General features: G+C 64.2%; 8 protein-coding genes and 1 pseudogene. 2 read left to right on the forward strand and 7 right to left on the reverse strand.

All coding sequences use genetic code 11. The features are described from left to right. Positions 1–35 precede the first annotated feature (35 nt). The 6 genes and pseudogenes from H7B90_RS05195 to leuC form a co-directional block, all read right to left on the reverse strand. The gene (locus H7B90_RS05195; RefSeq protein ID WP_185134797.1) at positions 36–3893 is read right to left on the reverse strand and encodes a dynamin family protein; all 3858 of its coding nucleotides are present in this window, start codon (positions 3891–3893) and stop codon (positions 36–38) included. A 146-nt stretch (positions 3894–4039) separates the two neighbouring features. Next, a pseudogene (nth, locus tag H7B90_RS05200) lies at positions 4040–4708 on the reverse strand (endonuclease III); the annotation flags it as partial. A 157-nt stretch (positions 4709–4865) separates the two neighbouring features. Continuing rightward, the gene (locus H7B90_RS05205) at positions 4866–7580 is read right to left on the reverse strand and encodes an S-layer homology domain-containing protein (RefSeq protein ID WP_185134799.1); all 2715 of its coding nucleotides are present in this window, start codon (positions 7578–7580) and stop codon (positions 4866–4868) included. Between the two features lie 59 nt (positions 7581–7639). Then, complete coding sequence (locus H7B90_RS05210) at positions 7640–9241, reverse strand: N-acetylmuramoyl-L-alanine amidase (RefSeq protein ID WP_185134800.1); 1602 nt, start codon at positions 9239–9241, stop codon at positions 7640–7642. Positions 9242–9450: 209 nt separating this feature from the next. Continuing rightward, positions 9451–10059 (reverse strand): 3-isopropylmalate dehydratase small subunit, encoded by a 609-nt coding sequence (gene leuD / locus H7B90_RS05215; RefSeq protein WP_185134801.1) that lies wholly within the window; start codon positions 10057–10059, stop codon positions 9451–9453. 18 nt (positions 10060–10077) lie between these two features. Next, the gene (gene leuC / locus H7B90_RS05220) at positions 10078–11499 is read right to left on the reverse strand and encodes a 3-isopropylmalate dehydratase large subunit (RefSeq protein WP_185134802.1); all 1422 of its coding nucleotides are present in this window, start codon (positions 11497–11499) and stop codon (positions 10078–10080) included. A 140-nt stretch (positions 11500–11639) separates the two neighbouring features. Between leuC and H7B90_RS05225 the strand changes: the two genes are divergently transcribed. Then, positions 11640–12569 carry a LysR family transcriptional regulator gene (locus tag H7B90_RS05225; RefSeq protein ID WP_185134803.1) on the forward strand — a complete coding sequence of 310 codons (930 nt, stop codon included), beginning with the start codon at positions 11640–11642 and terminating at the stop codon, positions 12567–12569. A gap of 3 nt (positions 12570–12572) precedes the next feature. On the opposite strand, the gene H7B90_RS05230 is transcribed toward H7B90_RS05225, so the two are convergent. Continuing rightward, a complete protein-coding gene (locus H7B90_RS05230) occupies positions 12573–13388 on the reverse strand; it encodes a carbon-nitrogen family hydrolase (RefSeq protein WP_185134804.1) in 816 nt (271 codons plus the stop codon). A gap of 213 nt (positions 13389–13601) precedes the next feature. Here H7B90_RS05230 and H7B90_RS05235 point away from each other — a divergent pair, with 213 nt between their 5' ends. After that, entirely contained in the window at positions 13602–14786 is a 1185-nt protein-coding gene (locus tag H7B90_RS05235; protein ID WP_311772687.1) for a pyridoxal phosphate-dependent aminotransferase, read from the forward strand. The last annotated feature ends 61 nt before the right edge of the window (positions 14787–14847 follow it).

The following is a 14847-nucleotide window of genomic DNA, read 5'->3' on the forward strand; positions in this document are numbered from 1 at the left end:
AAGCCGAATACGACCTTATAAGGGGGATGATTCCATCAAGGCGTTCCGCCTTTTCGCAAAATCATCCATTCGCTTCGAATCTCCTCCAGCAGCTTCTCTTCTCCAGGCTCCCGGATCGTCTCCTCCAAGCCGGCCGCATATTCGGCCAACTCGCTCGACATCGCGTCCGCGGCCTTGCCCAGCTCCGAGCGGAACGCGGCCGCCGTCGAATCGCTCCATCGTTCCTTCGTCAAGGCAAGCCACTCGTCCGCGACGCGGAACAGCTCGGCTTCGAGCTCGTCCCGGAGCGCTGACTTGCCATCCCGTTCGAAGAAATGCTTCGGGCTGCGGAAGGCGCCCCACAGCTTGCGGCCGTCCACGTTAGGGCCGTCCGCGAACGGCTCGGCCAGCGGCAGCTCCAAGTCCGGCTTCAGAAGCTGCTCGGGTGCGAAGCCTTCCAGCGAAGCGCCCGCCGCCTCCTCCGCCATCCGCTGCGCGACGGCGCGATGCAGCGCGTTCTCCATTCGCAGGCCCGCGGCCCGCAGCTCCTGAAGCAAATCTTCGCCGACGGTCCTTCTCAGATCGAGCCAGCAGGCTTGAAGGAGCTTTTTGAGATCGCGGCCGTCATCCTGCAGAACCGACGGGTGGAACGCGGTCATGAAGTGCTCGTTGAACCGGTACTTCACTCTCTGCCGCAGATGATAGAGCTGCTCGCCAAGCTCCTGAAGCATCGGCTGCACGGCCGCGTCGTTCATGGAGGAGCGCACGCGCTCTTGAAGAAGCGACGCGCTCTCCAGCAGCCGCTTCCTCCGCTCCAGGCGAACCGATGCATCTTCGTTCGCCGCCTCGAGCAGGCTTCGGAGCATGCCGTCGATCCGGTCCAGCTCCTTGCGGGCTCCTTCGGCCGCAAGTCCGCCCAACTCCTCCCGGGAGAACGTCCGGAACGCCGTCTCGAAGGAGGCGAGCCCGGATGCCGCAACGCCTTCCCTCGATCCGGCCAGCTTCGCTTCGAGGCCTCTGAGGCTCGAGACGGGGAACAGACGGGGATTGCGAATTCCATGCTTAAGCAGCTGCGATTCCACGTGGTTCACGACGGACGCCAGCTCCTCTTCGGAGGAAGCAAGGTCGGCCGCGTTGATGACGAAAAACATTTTATCGAGTTCGAAGACGTCCTTCACGCTGCCGAGCTGGTTCAGAAACCGGCGGTCCGCCTCGGTGAAGGCGTGGTTGTAATACGTCACGAACAGGACGGCGTCCGCATCCTTGATGTATTGGAAAGCGACGCCGGTATGTCTGGCGTTGATCGAGTCGGCCCCGGGCGTATCGACCAGCACCGCCCCGCTCCGGGTGAGGGGAGAGTCCAGGTACAGATCGGCCGACGCGACGAAGCACGAGGCTTCTTCCTCGGCGACGAAGCGGCGGTACTCCTCTTCCTGCACGTGCAGCTCCCGGTCCAGCAGCTCGCCGTAACGAGCCCAGCCGGACGCCGCCGCTTGCAGAAAGGCGAGGTGCGGACGTCCACGCGGGTGCAGTTCGTCGGGCGACAAGGACGCGGCCAGCTTCAGCAGCGCGGGGATGCCTTCTCCCGCCTGCGCGGCCGCTTCCGCCCCGATGCCGAGACGCTCCAGCGAGAACAGCACGTCCTCGCGCATCGCCTCGGCCGTCTTCATCCGGATCAGCGCCGTGCCGTGGCCGTAATCGCCGATCGGAGCGACGATCCGGTTGATGGTCGCCGTCGTCGGATTGGGAGAGACGGGCAGCGCGGGCTGGCCGACGAGCGCGTTGGCGAACGACGACTTGCCGGCGCTGAAGGCGCCGAACAGCGCGATCGTGAAGCGGTTCTGGCGGAACCGCTCCGCCTTGGCGAGCAAGCCTTCGGCCTGCTTGCGCAGAGGCGCGACCGGCGCGAGCAGCTTGGCCGCGCGCTCGAGCAGCTCGGCGGCGGCCTCTTGCGGGCCGACGGGGCTCGCATCTAGCGAGGCAGGAGAAGCGGCGTCCGCGCCGGTATCGGCCGTTTCGACGGCTGTCGCGGACCGTCCGGCGAAGTTCCGGTCAACGGCGTCCGCGCCGGTCCCCGCGCCTGCGACGGCTTCTGTCGGCCCTATCGCCGATCCCGCCGCCGCCCCGGTCCCGCCGCCCGCGGCGACAGAGGCGCCTCCAGCGGACTGAGGCAGGCTCGGCGTCGACCGAACCGCGGAAGCGGCGCCGGCGAGCCCCTCGAGCGCCGACGCGGCCAGCGCGCCCGGCTTCGGCAGCCGCTCCGCGGCCGATTCCGGCGCCGGCGGCAGCAGCTCGAGCAGCCGGCTCTCCTCGTCGCGCTCGGCCGCCTCCAGCGCCGCGATCCCGCTCGCCGCCGCTTCGCGCGGCTCCAGCGCCCGCAGCTCCGCCTCGATGCCGGAAGCCGCGGCGAGACGTTCCGGGCGCCGCCGCTCTTCGAAGGCGGCGGCAAGGCGCAGCGCCTCCCGACGCACGACGGCCTTCAGCTCGGAGCCGAGCTCCGCCGAGAAGTGCAGCGTCGCCTGGCCGTCCGCGCCGGTTCCCGGCTTCACCCGCTGGCGAAGCCATTCGGCGGTCGCCGCGGGGAATGCCGCCTCCAGCTCCGCTTCCAGCGCCTCCCCTTCGTAGCCCGCCTCCTTCGCCTCCGCCCGGAGCATGCTGAGCGCATGCCCCGTGACGTGAGCCTCCAGCTGCGCGTTCAAGTCCCGCATCAGTTCGGCCATCCGCCGCTCGCGCTCGGCCTCGGTCTTGGCGGCGCCTCCGAACCAGCCCCCCGCCTTGAAGTTCGGCTGGAGGCTCTCGAGCACCGCCCGAACCTTCTCGCGCGTCTCGGCAGGGGTAATTCCTGCGTTCGCCAGCAGCGAGTCCAATCGCCCGCGGAACGCGTCCAGGCGCCTATCCCCTTCGGTCAGGATCGCCACGCGTTCGGCTTCGAGCCTGGCCCGCTCTTCCGCCAGCCGGGCCGCCTCGTCGGCTCCGCCCGCCTTCTCGGCCAGCTCCTCCCGCTCCGCGGCGTGCCGCTGCCGCAGAAATTCCCGGTACTGCTCCGCCAAGTACCGGGCGGACCGGTCCGCGCTTCGGAGCAGCAGCTCCTCGCGCAGCGGCTTCAGCCGCTCGATGACCCCGAGCAGCTCTTCCCACTGCGACAGAGGGTGCCCCGGCTCCCTGAGCGAGAGGGATAAGATGCCCGCCGGCTCGATTCGCCAATTGGCCAGCGCCTGGCGCAGCCCCTCCTGGAACTTCGCGAACGACACTTCTTGCTCCCGGTGCTTGTCGATCATGTTGACGATAATGTACGTCGGCTTGCCCCACCGATGCAGCGTGCGGAGGAACCGGAAGTTCACCTCCGACAGCACGTGGTTGTAATCCGTCACGTAGAAAACGACGTCCGCCAAATGAAGAGCCGATTCCGTCGCCGCCCGGTGGGCGCCGTCCGTCGAATCCACCCCCGGCGTATCGACGAGCGCCATGCGGTCCCCGAGCAGCGGCACGGGGTAGGTGACGTCGATCGCCGCCACGCCCTCCCCGTCGATCGCCAGGTCGCTCAGCCGCTCGACCGGCAAGTTCGGCGTCTCCGTCGTCGTTCCGTCCTTCGCGCGGAAGACGACGTGCGCGGCCGGCTCCCCGTCGCGCACGGTGACGACGTTCGCCGTCGTCGGAATCGGCGACGACGGGAGCAGCTCCGCGCCGATCAGCGCGTTCACGAGCGTCGACTTGCCCGCGGAGAAATGTCCGCAGAAGGCGATCGTCGCCACGCCCCGCTCCAGCTTCTCCGCGAGCTCCGCGAATTTGGCCCGCTGCACCTCGTCCCCCGCCGCGCCGACCCGATCGGCCATTCGCAGCAAAGCTTCTCTATAGAAAGCGACTTCTCTCTCCAGCTCTTGCACCCGCAACTCTCCCAACTCCCGCTCGCTCATGAAGATAGGCCTCCCCGGGCCTTCCGAATCGCCGGCGCCTTCTCCGGCGTCCCCGCCTCGGAAGCCGCGGTTCCGGCTGCCGTCGTTCCGGCTCCCTGCTTCGTTACAGCTTGCTTCGTTCCCGAAGAAGCCGCCTTCCCCTTGCTCCCGGCGCTTGCCTTAACGGGCTTCAACGCCGCCTTCATCCGCTTCTTGCCCTCCGGACATACGTCCATAAGCGGGCACACCGCGCATTGCGGGTTCTGCGCCTTGCAATGGTACCGTCCGAAAAAAATAAGCCGATGATGAGTCAGCGTCCATTCCTCGCGCGGAACGAGCTTCATCAGCTTCTTCTCGACCTCCAGCACGCTGTCGTCCGCCTTGGCGATCCCCAGCCGCTTCGATACCCGCTCCACGTGCGTGTCCACGGCGATGGCGGGCACGCCGAAGGCGTTCGAGACGACGACATTGGCCGTCTTCCTGCCGACGCCCGGCAGCTCCGTCAGCTCCGCATGCTCCCTCGGCACTTCGCCGCCGTGCCGGTCGAGCAGTATCCGGCACAGCTTCTGGATGTTCGCGGCCTTGTTCCGGAACAGCCCGATGCGGCGGATGTCGTTCTCAAGCTCCTCGAGCGGCACGCTCAAGTAATCTTCCGGTCTCTTGTATTTCTTGAAAAGAGTCGCCGTCACCTTATTGACCGTCTCGTCCGTGCACTGCGCGGACAGCAGGACGGCGATCGTCAGCTCGAACGGGTTCTCGTGGTTCAGCTCGCAATGCGCGTCCGGATACATCTCGGCTATCGTATCCAGTATATGTCTCATTTTTACGGCGTTCATCCGGTTCGCTCCTTCTCCTCGTCGCGCAACGTCGATAATGCCCTAACTATCAAGTGTACCGAATCTTGCTCCCCCCGGCAACAGGACATCTTCACGATAAAAAAAGAAGCCGGCCCGGAAGGCGAACCTTCCGAACCGGCCCTTGTCTTCAGCCGGATCAGGCTTTGACGATCTCGACCGCTTTGTTCCGCAGGATGTAAACCGTGACGTTGTCGCCGCTCAGCAAGCTGCCGAGCGAGATCGTCGACGTCCCTTGGTGAATGTAAGCCGAAGCGCTCACTTTGACGTTGTCGTCGGTCAGCGTCGTCTTCTTGAAGTTCAGGATCGAGTTCGTCGCGTCCGCGAACCAGACGACCTTGCTTACGCCGGCGACGACCGTAACGACCGTGTCGCCGGACTCGTTCTTGCGGACTTCGACCCGGTCTTCCGCGGCCACGGAGGACAGAGAGCTCAGCGTCGATCCGTTCTTCATGATGATCGGAGACGTTCCGACCGAGATCGCGACCGGCGCGTTCGTGCCGGTCTGAATCGTAATCGTGCCGGACGCCGCGTCGACCGCGGTCGCCTTGCCGAACACGACCGGCACGAGCTGGATCGACTGGAGCGTCTTGCCTTCGAACGTCGCGTTCAGCGAGTGGCCCGGCGCGAAGACATCCAGATCAGCCATCTTGCCGTTGTCGCCGATAATCTTCACGGAAGAGTCCAGCGTCCATTCCGTCGTCGTTCCGGCGCCGTCCGTCACGCCGATCTTCCGCGAAGCCGCGTTCAGCGTCACGATATCGAATTGCGCCGTCTTGTTGACGATGATGGAAGTCGCCATGTCCTGAGCGGAATTCAGGAACACGGTGACGGTGTCGCCTTTGGCTACGTTGGTGTAGCTGGCCGAAGCTTTGCCGTAGATCTCGACGTTCGGCGTGCCGTAGTCGACCGTTACGCTGCTGCCGTCGTCCAGCTTCAACTGAAGCTCGTGCGCCGACGTGTCGTTCTTCACGACCGTGCCCGTGTACTTGCTGACGAACGAGACGTAGACCAGCTTCGTTCCGGAATAGCCCAGGTTGACCTTCTTGCCCTTCGCCATGTACGACACGGCGCTCGACTTGGTGATCGTCGTGCCGTTCAGGTCGTACTTGGTGGCGCTGTTCAGCGTGAAGGCCGCGGCGTTGCCGTCCGCGTCCTTGACGACCAGAATGCTCGAATCGGCATCGTAGGAAGAGATTACGGCGCCGTTCATGGTCGACATCGAACGGTTCGTCACTTCGATCGCCGTCACCTTGCCGTTCGCGTCCAGCGTCATCGTGATCGCGTCGTCCTTGTACAGGTTGTCCAGGTTCGGCTTCGAGAAGTTCGGAATCTTGACGGTCACGTCGTCCGCGTACAGCTTCAGCCGAATGTCTCCGGAGCCTTTGGCGGTCGTGTATTGAACCGTCTGCTCGGTCTTGTCGATCTTGAACAGGAAGCCCGACAGCGTGGACGAAGTCGCCGACTTCGTGACGACGATGCCGGTCACTTCGCCGTTCTTCACGTCGTAGCTGATGACGTCGCCGACCTTCAGCTCGGTCAGCTTGACGTAGGTGCCGTCCTTCTGAATCGTCGCCGTGGCGGACACGGTACGCGTCTCGCTGGCCGAGGTCGTCGCGTCCTTGATCTGCAGCGTGCGCGCCGTCGCGTCGACGGCGGCGATCGTGCCGGCGCCCGACTTGGACACCGCGGACGACTTCAGCGAGACGGCCAGCACCTTCGGCGAGGAGCTGAACGCGTCGACGATCAGCTTGACGTCCGCGTTCGCGGGAAGATCCGCGAGCGTAATCGTCTGGTTCTCCGCGTCGGTCACGGCCGGCGGGTTGCTTGCGTTATAGCTGTACTGCGCCACGTCTTCGCCGATCAGCAGCGTGATCTCTTGCTTGGCGGAGCTCGCCACGACCAGCTTGCCTTCCACCGTCTTCACCTGGGCGGTATCGTCCAGCTGTTCGGCGTAGGCGGCGTTGCCGTCGGCATCGGCGATGACCAGCGCCTTGCCGTATACCTTCAGCGAGTCGATCGCGGACAGCTTCTCGGAATCGGCTCGCGAGAACAGCGTTCCGTCGGTCACGGCGAACGTCGTCGTCGTTCCGTCGGCTTGCAGCAGCGTCAGCTTCTCCGGCGAGACCGCGAGCCAAATTCCGCTGACTTGGCCGGGGAAGGCCGTCTGCGCTTGCGATTCCGCCCGGCTGAACAGCGTAGCGGCGGCCGCGCGGGTCAGGTTGCCCTTCGGCAGGAACTTGTTGCCGTCGGCTCCGTTAACGAGCCCCTTGCCGACGGCCACGTTGACGTACCCGAGCAGCGCCGGGTCGATGGACGCGTTGTCGGCGAAGGAGGTCGCCTTGCCGCTCAGCGCGGCGACTTCCGATTCCTTGCCGATGGCGCGGACGAGCAGGCGGGCCACCCATTCGCGGGTGGCGGGGCTGCTGCCCCATGCCTTCTTCGGCTCGGCGTCGGCGAGCGCGAACTCTTCGGTCATGTCGATCAGCTTCTGCTTGAACGCGTAGTTCACGTACGGCTTGAAGTAGTTGTCGACCGTGAACGTGCTCGGGAATGCGACGACGTCCTTCGTATCGACCTTGCTCTCCAGCCCCATGAACCGCAGCGCCATGAGGACCGCCTCTTGGCGGCTGAGCGAGTCGTTCGGCTTGAATAAGCCGTTGTTGCCTTTGATCATTCCTTGCAGCGCCAGCTTGGCGATATGCTTCTCGGCCCAGTGGCCCGCCGCCACGTCGCTGAACGGCGTCGAGGAGGCCGCCGACGCGGACGGAGCCGCGGCGATCGCGCCCGTCCATACCAAGGTGAACAGCACGATCAGGCTTACCCATGATTTCCCACGCGTTACGAGCGCCATTTGTCATTCTCCCTTTTGTAATCGGACTGTCTACCCTTGTTATCGGCCATGCGTGCGAATTAGCTTAGCTTCAGGTACTTCAGAATCGCCGTGGCGAGTCCCTGTGCGAGCTTGTTCTGGAAATCTTCCGTATACATCTTCGTCGCTTCCGTCGCGTTCGACAGGTACCCGGCTTCGTACAGGACGGCCGGCATCTTCGTCTCCCGGGTGACCGCGAGGCTCTTCTGAAGAACGCCGCGATCGGCCAGCCCGGTCGAAGGAACGGCGTACTGGTGAACGACATTCGCGAAGTCCAGGCTCTCCGCCCGCGTATAGTACACTTCGCTGCCGTTCACGGTCGGCTTGCTCGGGAAGCTGTTGCCGTGAACCGACAGGAACAAGTCGGCTCCGATCGAATTCGCCAGGTTATACCGGTCGGCCAAGGTCGGGTATGTATCGGAGGATCTTGTAAGGACGAGATTGAGACGCTTGTCCGACGCGAGAATGGCTTGAAGCTTCAGAATGACCGCGAGATTGAAATCCTTCTCCCACTTGCCGATGACGCTTTGCGCTCCCGGGTCGCTGCCGCCGTGGCCCGCGTCCAGCACGACCGTGTAGACGCCCTTCGCCGGCTTATCCGGCGTCGTCGCCGAAGGAGCCTTCAGCTCGATCTTGAGCATGCCGCCCGCCGCGTCGTTCGTCACCGTGTACTCCTGCTTCTGGCTCAGGTCGAGCACGAACCGAAGCGTGCGCGGATTGTCGAGGTACAGCGAGTAGCGCACCTTCTGCAGCGCTTCGTGTCCCGTCACGGCGAGCTCCCCGATCGGCTTCACGTTCGAGTTCCCGTCGGTCGTAAGCCCCGGCGCGAAGTCGGCAGCGAAGTCCGCGTTCGGCAGATCGACGACGATGCGGTCCGGTCCCGTCAGAACGGACGTGGCCGGCAGCAGGACGCCGCCGTCGTAGCGGATGAGGACCGAATCTTCCCCGTCGAACAGAACTGAACGGATCTGGACGGGCGCAGCGCCCGGATCGGGGACGGCCGAGCCGTCGCCGTTCCCGCCGCCTTCGGCTTCCTCGCCGGGAGTGACGACGCCGATCAGGCCGCCGTCGCCGGAACTGCCGTTGCCGGAACCGCCGGAGCCGTTCGGCGATCCCGAACCGTCGCCCGACCCGGAGCCCGAACCATCGCCCGACCCGTCGCCCGTGCCGGAGCCTCCGCCGCCGGAACCGCTGTCATTCCCTCCGTTCGAGGACTTGCCGCTGTATAGAAAGACCGACTTGTTCGAATTGTCCCAATACACCTGCAGGCCGAACGCTTCCCCCACGAATCTCAAAGGGATAAGCGTGGTGCCCGACTTGGCCGTCGGCGGCGCCTGCAGCGTGACCGCCTTCCCGTCGAGCGTGGCCGACTTCTTGCCGACCGTCATCACGATGACCGAGCTGCCGTTCTTCACCGTTACCTTCTTGCTGCCGCTGTCGTAGCCGACCTCGTATCCGAGGTTCTCCCCGACGATCCTCACCGGAACCATCGTGTAGCCCCCGACGACCGCGGGGGGTTCCGCCGGGCTGAGCTCCTTGCCGTCCAGGAACAGCTTAGGCGTCAATGTCTGCGCGGACGCGAGATTCGCTGTCAGGAACAGCATGACGGCGACGACGAACAACAGGGACGTCCACTTCTTCATGCTTCACCTCGGTGTCTAATGTTGTTACAAACGTACCGAGAAGGCGGTTATACCCACTCGGCTTGTCCATGAAACATTAGACGCCCGCGATAGGCAAAAGTTGCGAGTTTTCGAGGAAAAAAAGGCCCTTTGACCCGAATTTTGCCGATTCGGGTACAAAGGACCTTTCGCTTTTGCCGATTCGTGTTGCCGCAAGGTCTCAGCCTGTTTTAGAAGGAGTTCGCGAGCCTGGCTTGATGCTTCGCTTCGTACGCGGAGATAGCGTCCGCGTGCTTCAGCGTCAGGCCGATGTCGTCCAGTCCCTGGAGCAGGAACTGGCGGCGATGCTCGTCGAGGTCGAACTCGATGCGCAGGCCCAACTCGTCGGTGATCGCCTTGTTCTCGAGGTCGACCGTCAGCTTGTAGCCTTCGTTCGCGTTCGTGCGCTGGAACAGCTCTTCGACTTGCTCTTCGCTGAGCTTGATCGGCAGGATGCCGTTCTTGAAGCAGTTGTTGTAGAAAATGTCGGCGAACGAAGGCGCGATGACGACCTTGAAGCCGTAGTCGAGAATCGCCCAAGGCGCGTGCTCGCGGGAGGAGCCGCAGCCGAAGTTGGCGCGCGAGATCAGGATCGAAGACCCCTTGTAGCGCGGCTGGTTCAGACTGAACTCGGGAATCTCGTTGCCCTTCTCGTCCCAGCGCCATTCGAAGAACAGGAATTGGCCGAAGCCGCTGCGCTCGATGCGCTTCAGGAATTGCTTAGGGATGATGGCGTCGGTGTCTACGTTCACGCGGTCGACCGGAGCGACGAGACCCGTCTCTTTGATAAATGGTTGCATAGTATCGGAGCTCCCTTCTTAAACCGTTACTTCGGATTTGAATTCCCAGTTGCGAACGTCCGTGAACTTGCCCTTGATCGCCGCGGCCGCAGCCATCTCCGGCGATACGAGGTGCGTCCGGCCGCCGCGGCCTTGACGGCCTTCGAAGTTCCGGTTCGACGTCGAGGCGCAGCGCTGGCCGGGCTGAAGAACGTCCGGGTTCATCGCGAGGCACATCGAGCAGCCCGCTTCGCGCCATTCGAATCCGGCGGCGGTGAAGATCTTGTCGAGGCCTTCCTTCTCGGCTTGCAGCTTGACGCGGCCGGAACCCGGCACGACGATCGCCGTCACGTTCGGGCTGACCTTGTGGCCGGCGGCTACCTTGGCGGCGGCGCGCAGGTCTTCGATCCGTCCGTTCGTGCAGGAGCCGATGAAGACGTAGTCGATCGGGATCTCGGACATCGGGGTGCCCGGCTTCAGATCCATGTATTCCAGGGCCTTCTCGGCCGCTTTGCGCTCGTTCTCGGTCGGCAGCTGGTCCGGATACGGAACGGTGGACGTAATGTCCGTGCCCATGCCCGGGCTCGTGCCCCAGGTCACTTGCGGGATGAGAGAAGTCACGTCCAGCTCGACGACGCGGTCGTAGACGGCGCCTTCGTCGGTCGCCAGCGCCTTCCATTGCTCGACCGCGCGGTCGAAGTCGGCGCCTTGCGGAGCGTATTCGCGGCCGCGCAGGTAGTTGAAGGTCGTCTCGTCCGGAGCGATCAGGCCGGCGCGCGCGCCGCCTTCGATGGACATGTTGCACACGGTCATGCGCTCTTCCATCGTCAGACCGCGGATCGCTTCGCCCGTGTACTCGATGACGTAGCCGGTGGCGAAGTCGGTGCCGTACTTGGCGATCAGGCCGAGGATCAGGTCCTTCGCCGTGATGCCGGCCGGGCGCTTGCCGACGAAGCGGACTTCCATCGTCTTCGGCTTCGCTTGCTGCAAGCATTGGGTCGCCAGCACGTGCTCGACTTCGCTCGTCCCGATGCCGAACGCCAGAGCGCCGAACGCGCCGTGCGTGGACGTGTGGCTGTCGCCGCAGACGATCGTCTTGCCCGGATGGGTCAGGCCCAGCTCCGGTCCCATGACGTGAACGACGCCTTGGTCCAGCGTGTTCAGGTCGTACAGCTTGACTCCGAACTCCTTACAGTTGTTCGTCAGCGTGTCGACCTGCTGCTTGGAGATCGGGTCGGAGATATTGAAGCGGTCCTTCGTCGGAACGTTGTGGTCCATCGTCGCGAACGTCAGGTCCGGGCGGCGAACCTTGCGGCCGTTCATGCGCAAGCCTTCGAACGCCTGCGGGGAAGTCACCTCGTGGACGAGATGCAGGTCGATGTACAGAATGCTCGGCTTGCCCTCTTCCGAATGGATGACGTGGTTGTTCCAGATCTTCTCAAACATCGTCAATTTACTCATGAATGTTCACCCCGTATAAGGACTTCTCTATGAATTCTTGAACCAATCATATCATCGACGCACTCATTGTTCCAAGATATAATATCTATAAGGCTAATAGTTCCAGATTATAATAAAACGAGCGGAAAGGATACAACGCCATGGAATTCCGACTGCTTCAATACGTGATCCAGATCGCGGCGGAGCGCAACTTCTCCCGCGCGGCCGAGAAGCTCCACATCGCCCAGCCGTCGCTCAGCCAGCAGCTGTCCAAGCTCGAGAAGGAGCTCGGCGTGCTCCTGTTCAAGCGCAGCACCAACTCCGTGGAGCTGACGCACGCGGGCTCCGTCTTCGTCGAGAAAGCCCAGCGCATCGTCGACATGACCGAGCAGCTGCGGCGCGAGATGGAAGACATCGCCGACCTGCGCCGCGGCCGCATCGTCATCGGCAGCCTGCCGATGACCGGCGCCCACGTCCTGCCGCACGTGCTGACGGCGTTCCGCTCCGCCTACCCCGACATCGAGCTGGCTCTCGTCGAGGAGACGACGACGCAGCTCGAGCAGCTGACGGCGAGCGGCGGCACGGACGTCAGCCTGCTGTCGCTGCCGCTCGTCGAACCCTCGCTTGCCTACGAGCCGATCATCGAGGAGGAGATCTTCCTCGCCGTTCCGCCCGAGCACCGTCTCGCGGCCGCCGCCGCCGGCCCGAGCTCGCGCTCGGTCGCCATCGCCGAGCTGAAGGACGAGCCGTTCGTGCTGCTGAAGAAAGGCCAGGGCTTCCGCGCGATCGCGCACGAACTGTGCGCGGCCGCCGGCTTCAGTCCCCGCGCCGAGTTCGAGAGCAGCAACATCGAGACGGTGCAATCGCTCGTCGCGGCGGGCATGGGCATCGCCTTCGTGCCGCACATGGTCGCCCGGAGCCCGGTGAACGGGCACGTCCCGGTTTACGTCCGCCTGAAGGGCCGGCCGACCCGGACGCTCGTTATCGCCTACCGCAAAGGAAGATACTTGTCCAACGCGGCCGAAGCGTTCATCGCCACGTTCCGCGAGACGATGAACAAGCTGGATTCGGCTTTTCCGAACGGCGGCTGATCCTTACTCGTAGAGAGCGGGACGGCGGTCGGCGAACACCGGGATGCGCCCCCGCACTTCGTCCGTGAGGGCCAGATCGATCTCGGCGGTCAGAATCGTCTCTTCCTCGCCCGCCTCGGCCACGATCTCCCCCCACGGGTCGACGATCATCGAATGACCGAAGAAATGCGTCTCGCCGCTGACGCCGCACCGGTTGCAGGCGACGACATACATCTGGTTCTCGATCGCGCGCGCCTGCAGCAGCGTTCGCCAGTGATGCAGCCGCGGATGCGGCCATTCGGCCGGCACGAACAGCACCTTGGCGCCGTCCAGCGCCAGGCGGCGGGCCAGCTCCGGGAAGCGGATGTCGTAGCAGATCATGACGCCCGCCGGAACGCTCTCGAGCTCGAACCGGCCCGGCCGTTCGCCCGCTTCCAGGTGCAAGTGCTCGTCCATGAGCTTGAAAAGGTGGATTTTCGAATATTCGGCGATCTCGTTGCCCTCTCGGTCGAACCCGTACACCGTGTTCGTCACGCCGTCCGGCCGGCCCTCCCGGCCTTCCCGGAGCTCGGCGATCGAACCCGCGATGACGTTCACGCCGCGGCGGCGGCTGAATTCGGAGACGAATTCCTTCGTCCGGGCTCCCGCCGGGTCGGCCAGCTCGTGGATGCGGTCGAGCGCATAGCCGGTATTCCACATCTCGGGGACGAGAATGACGTCCGGCTTCGGAGTCGCGCCGGCCGCCTCCTCGAGCAGCTTCTTCAATTGGGCAAAATTATGTTCGGGGAATCCTGCGCGAATATCCATCTGGATCAGCGCCAGTCGCAGCTTGCCGGTCATCGGCCTCTCTCCTTCTGAACGGCGCGGCCGCCTCGGCCGTCGTCTCGCCGTCGCAATCTCGTTGACTTCGTTCGTTGATCAACATCGTACCCCATTCCCGGCGCGGCGACAAGGCTTGGAGGGCGATATTCCGCCTTTTCCGATTGCCTATGCCGTTAACATGTGCTACATTCAACCTAACTTTGACTGGAAGCTGGAGTGTGAACGTCCATTATGACTGCAACGATGAACATTCAACCGGCGGAGCGGCTGAAGACGCTGCCGGAGCAATTTTTCGCCAAGCTGGTCGCCAAGGCGAACGCCCGGACGGCGACGGGCGCGGACGTCATCAACCTCGGCCAGGGCAATCCCGATCTGCCGACGCCGCGTCCGATCGTCGAGAAGCTCCAGTCGGCGGCCGAGAACCCGCTCTACCACAAATACCCGCCGTTCCGCGGCTTCCCGTTCCTCAAGGAAGCGGTCGCCCGCCGTTATAAGGAAGACTATGGCGTCGACCTCGATCCCGCGACGGAGGTCGCCATCCTGTTCGGCGGCAAGACCGGGCTCGTCGAGATCAGCCAATGCCTGCTCAATCCCGGGGACGTCTGCCTCGTGCCCGATCCCGGCTACCCCGATTACTGGTCCGGCGTGGCGCTCGCGAACGCGGAGATGGCGTTCATGCCGCTGCTCGAGAGCAACGGCTTCCTGCCGGATTACGCCGCGTTGAACCCGGACAGCGTCTCCCGCGCCAAGCTGATGTTCCTCAATTACCCGAACAATCCGACGGCGGCGACGGCTACCCGCGAGTTTTACGAGGAGACGGTGAAGTTCGCCCGCGACAACGGCATCGTCGTCGCCAGCGACTTCGCGTACGGCGCCATCGGCTTCGACGGCCGCCGGCCGGTCAGCTTCCTGGAGACGCCGGGCGCCAAGGAGGTCGGGGTCGAGTTCTACACGCTGTCCAAATCGTACAACATGGCCGGATGGCGGGTCGGCTTCGCCCTCGGCAACGCGCAGATCGTCGAGATGCTGAACCTGATCCAGGATCACTACTACTGCAGCCTGTTCGGAGGCATCCAGGAAGCCGCCGCCGAAGCGTTGACGGGCCCGCAGGATTCCGTGAAGGAGCTCGTCCGCTCGTACGAACGCCGCCGCGACGCCCTCTTCGGCGCCCTGGACGAGATCGGCTGGAAGGCCTCCAAGCCGGCGGGCTCCTTCTTCTGCTGGCTGCCCGTCCCGCAAGGCTACACGTCGATGGAATTCGCCGACCTGCTGCTCGAACGGGCCGACGTGGTCGTCGCTCCGGGCAACGGCTTCGGCGAGCACGGAGAAGGCTACGTCCGGCTCGGACTTCTCGCTCCGGAGGAGCGCCTGGTCGAGGCGATCCGCCGGGTCGGCAAGCTGCAGCTTTTCCGGTGACATCGTTGCCTCGTTGTTAATTGCCGCCGAATGCGGCACATTCGGAATTCAGCCGATATCG

The sequence above is a fragment of the Cohnella xylanilytica genome (assembly GCF_014212175.1).
Taxonomy (GTDB): domain Bacteria; phylum Bacillota; class Bacilli; order Paenibacillales; family Paenibacillaceae; genus Cohnella; species Cohnella xylanilytica.

What these genes read in the sequence shown, in the direction of transcription:
- H7B90_RS05235 (WP_311772687.1), top strand. Translation starts at nt 13,602, where the DNA reads ATGACTGCAACGATGAACATTCAACCGGCGGAGCGGCTGAAGACGCTG.
- H7B90_RS05195 (WP_185134797.1), bottom strand. Translation starts at nt 3,893, where the DNA reads ATGAGCGAGCGGGAGTTGGGAGAGTTGCGGGTGCAAGAGCTGGAGAGA.
- H7B90_RS05210 (WP_185134800.1), bottom strand. Translation starts at nt 9,241, where the DNA reads ATGAAGAAGTGGACGTCCCTGTTGTTCGTCGTCGCCGTCATGCTGTTC.
- H7B90_RS05225 (WP_185134803.1), top strand. Translation starts at nt 11,640, where the DNA reads ATGGAATTCCGACTGCTTCAATACGTGATCCAGATCGCGGCGGAGCGC.
- leuC (WP_185134802.1), bottom strand. Translation starts at nt 11,499, where the DNA reads ATGAGTAAATTGACGATGTTTGAGAAGATCTGGAACAACCACGTCATC.
- H7B90_RS05205 (WP_185134799.1), bottom strand. Translation starts at nt 7,580, where the DNA reads ATGGCGCTCGTAACGCGTGGGAAATCATGGGTAAGCCTGATCGTGCTG.
- leuD (WP_185134801.1), bottom strand. Translation starts at nt 10,059, where the DNA reads ATGCAACCATTTATCAAAGAGACGGGTCTCGTCGCTCCGGTCGACCGC.
- H7B90_RS05230 (WP_185134804.1), bottom strand. Translation starts at nt 13,388, where the DNA reads ATGACCGGCAAGCTGCGACTGGCGCTGATCCAGATGGATATTCGCGCA.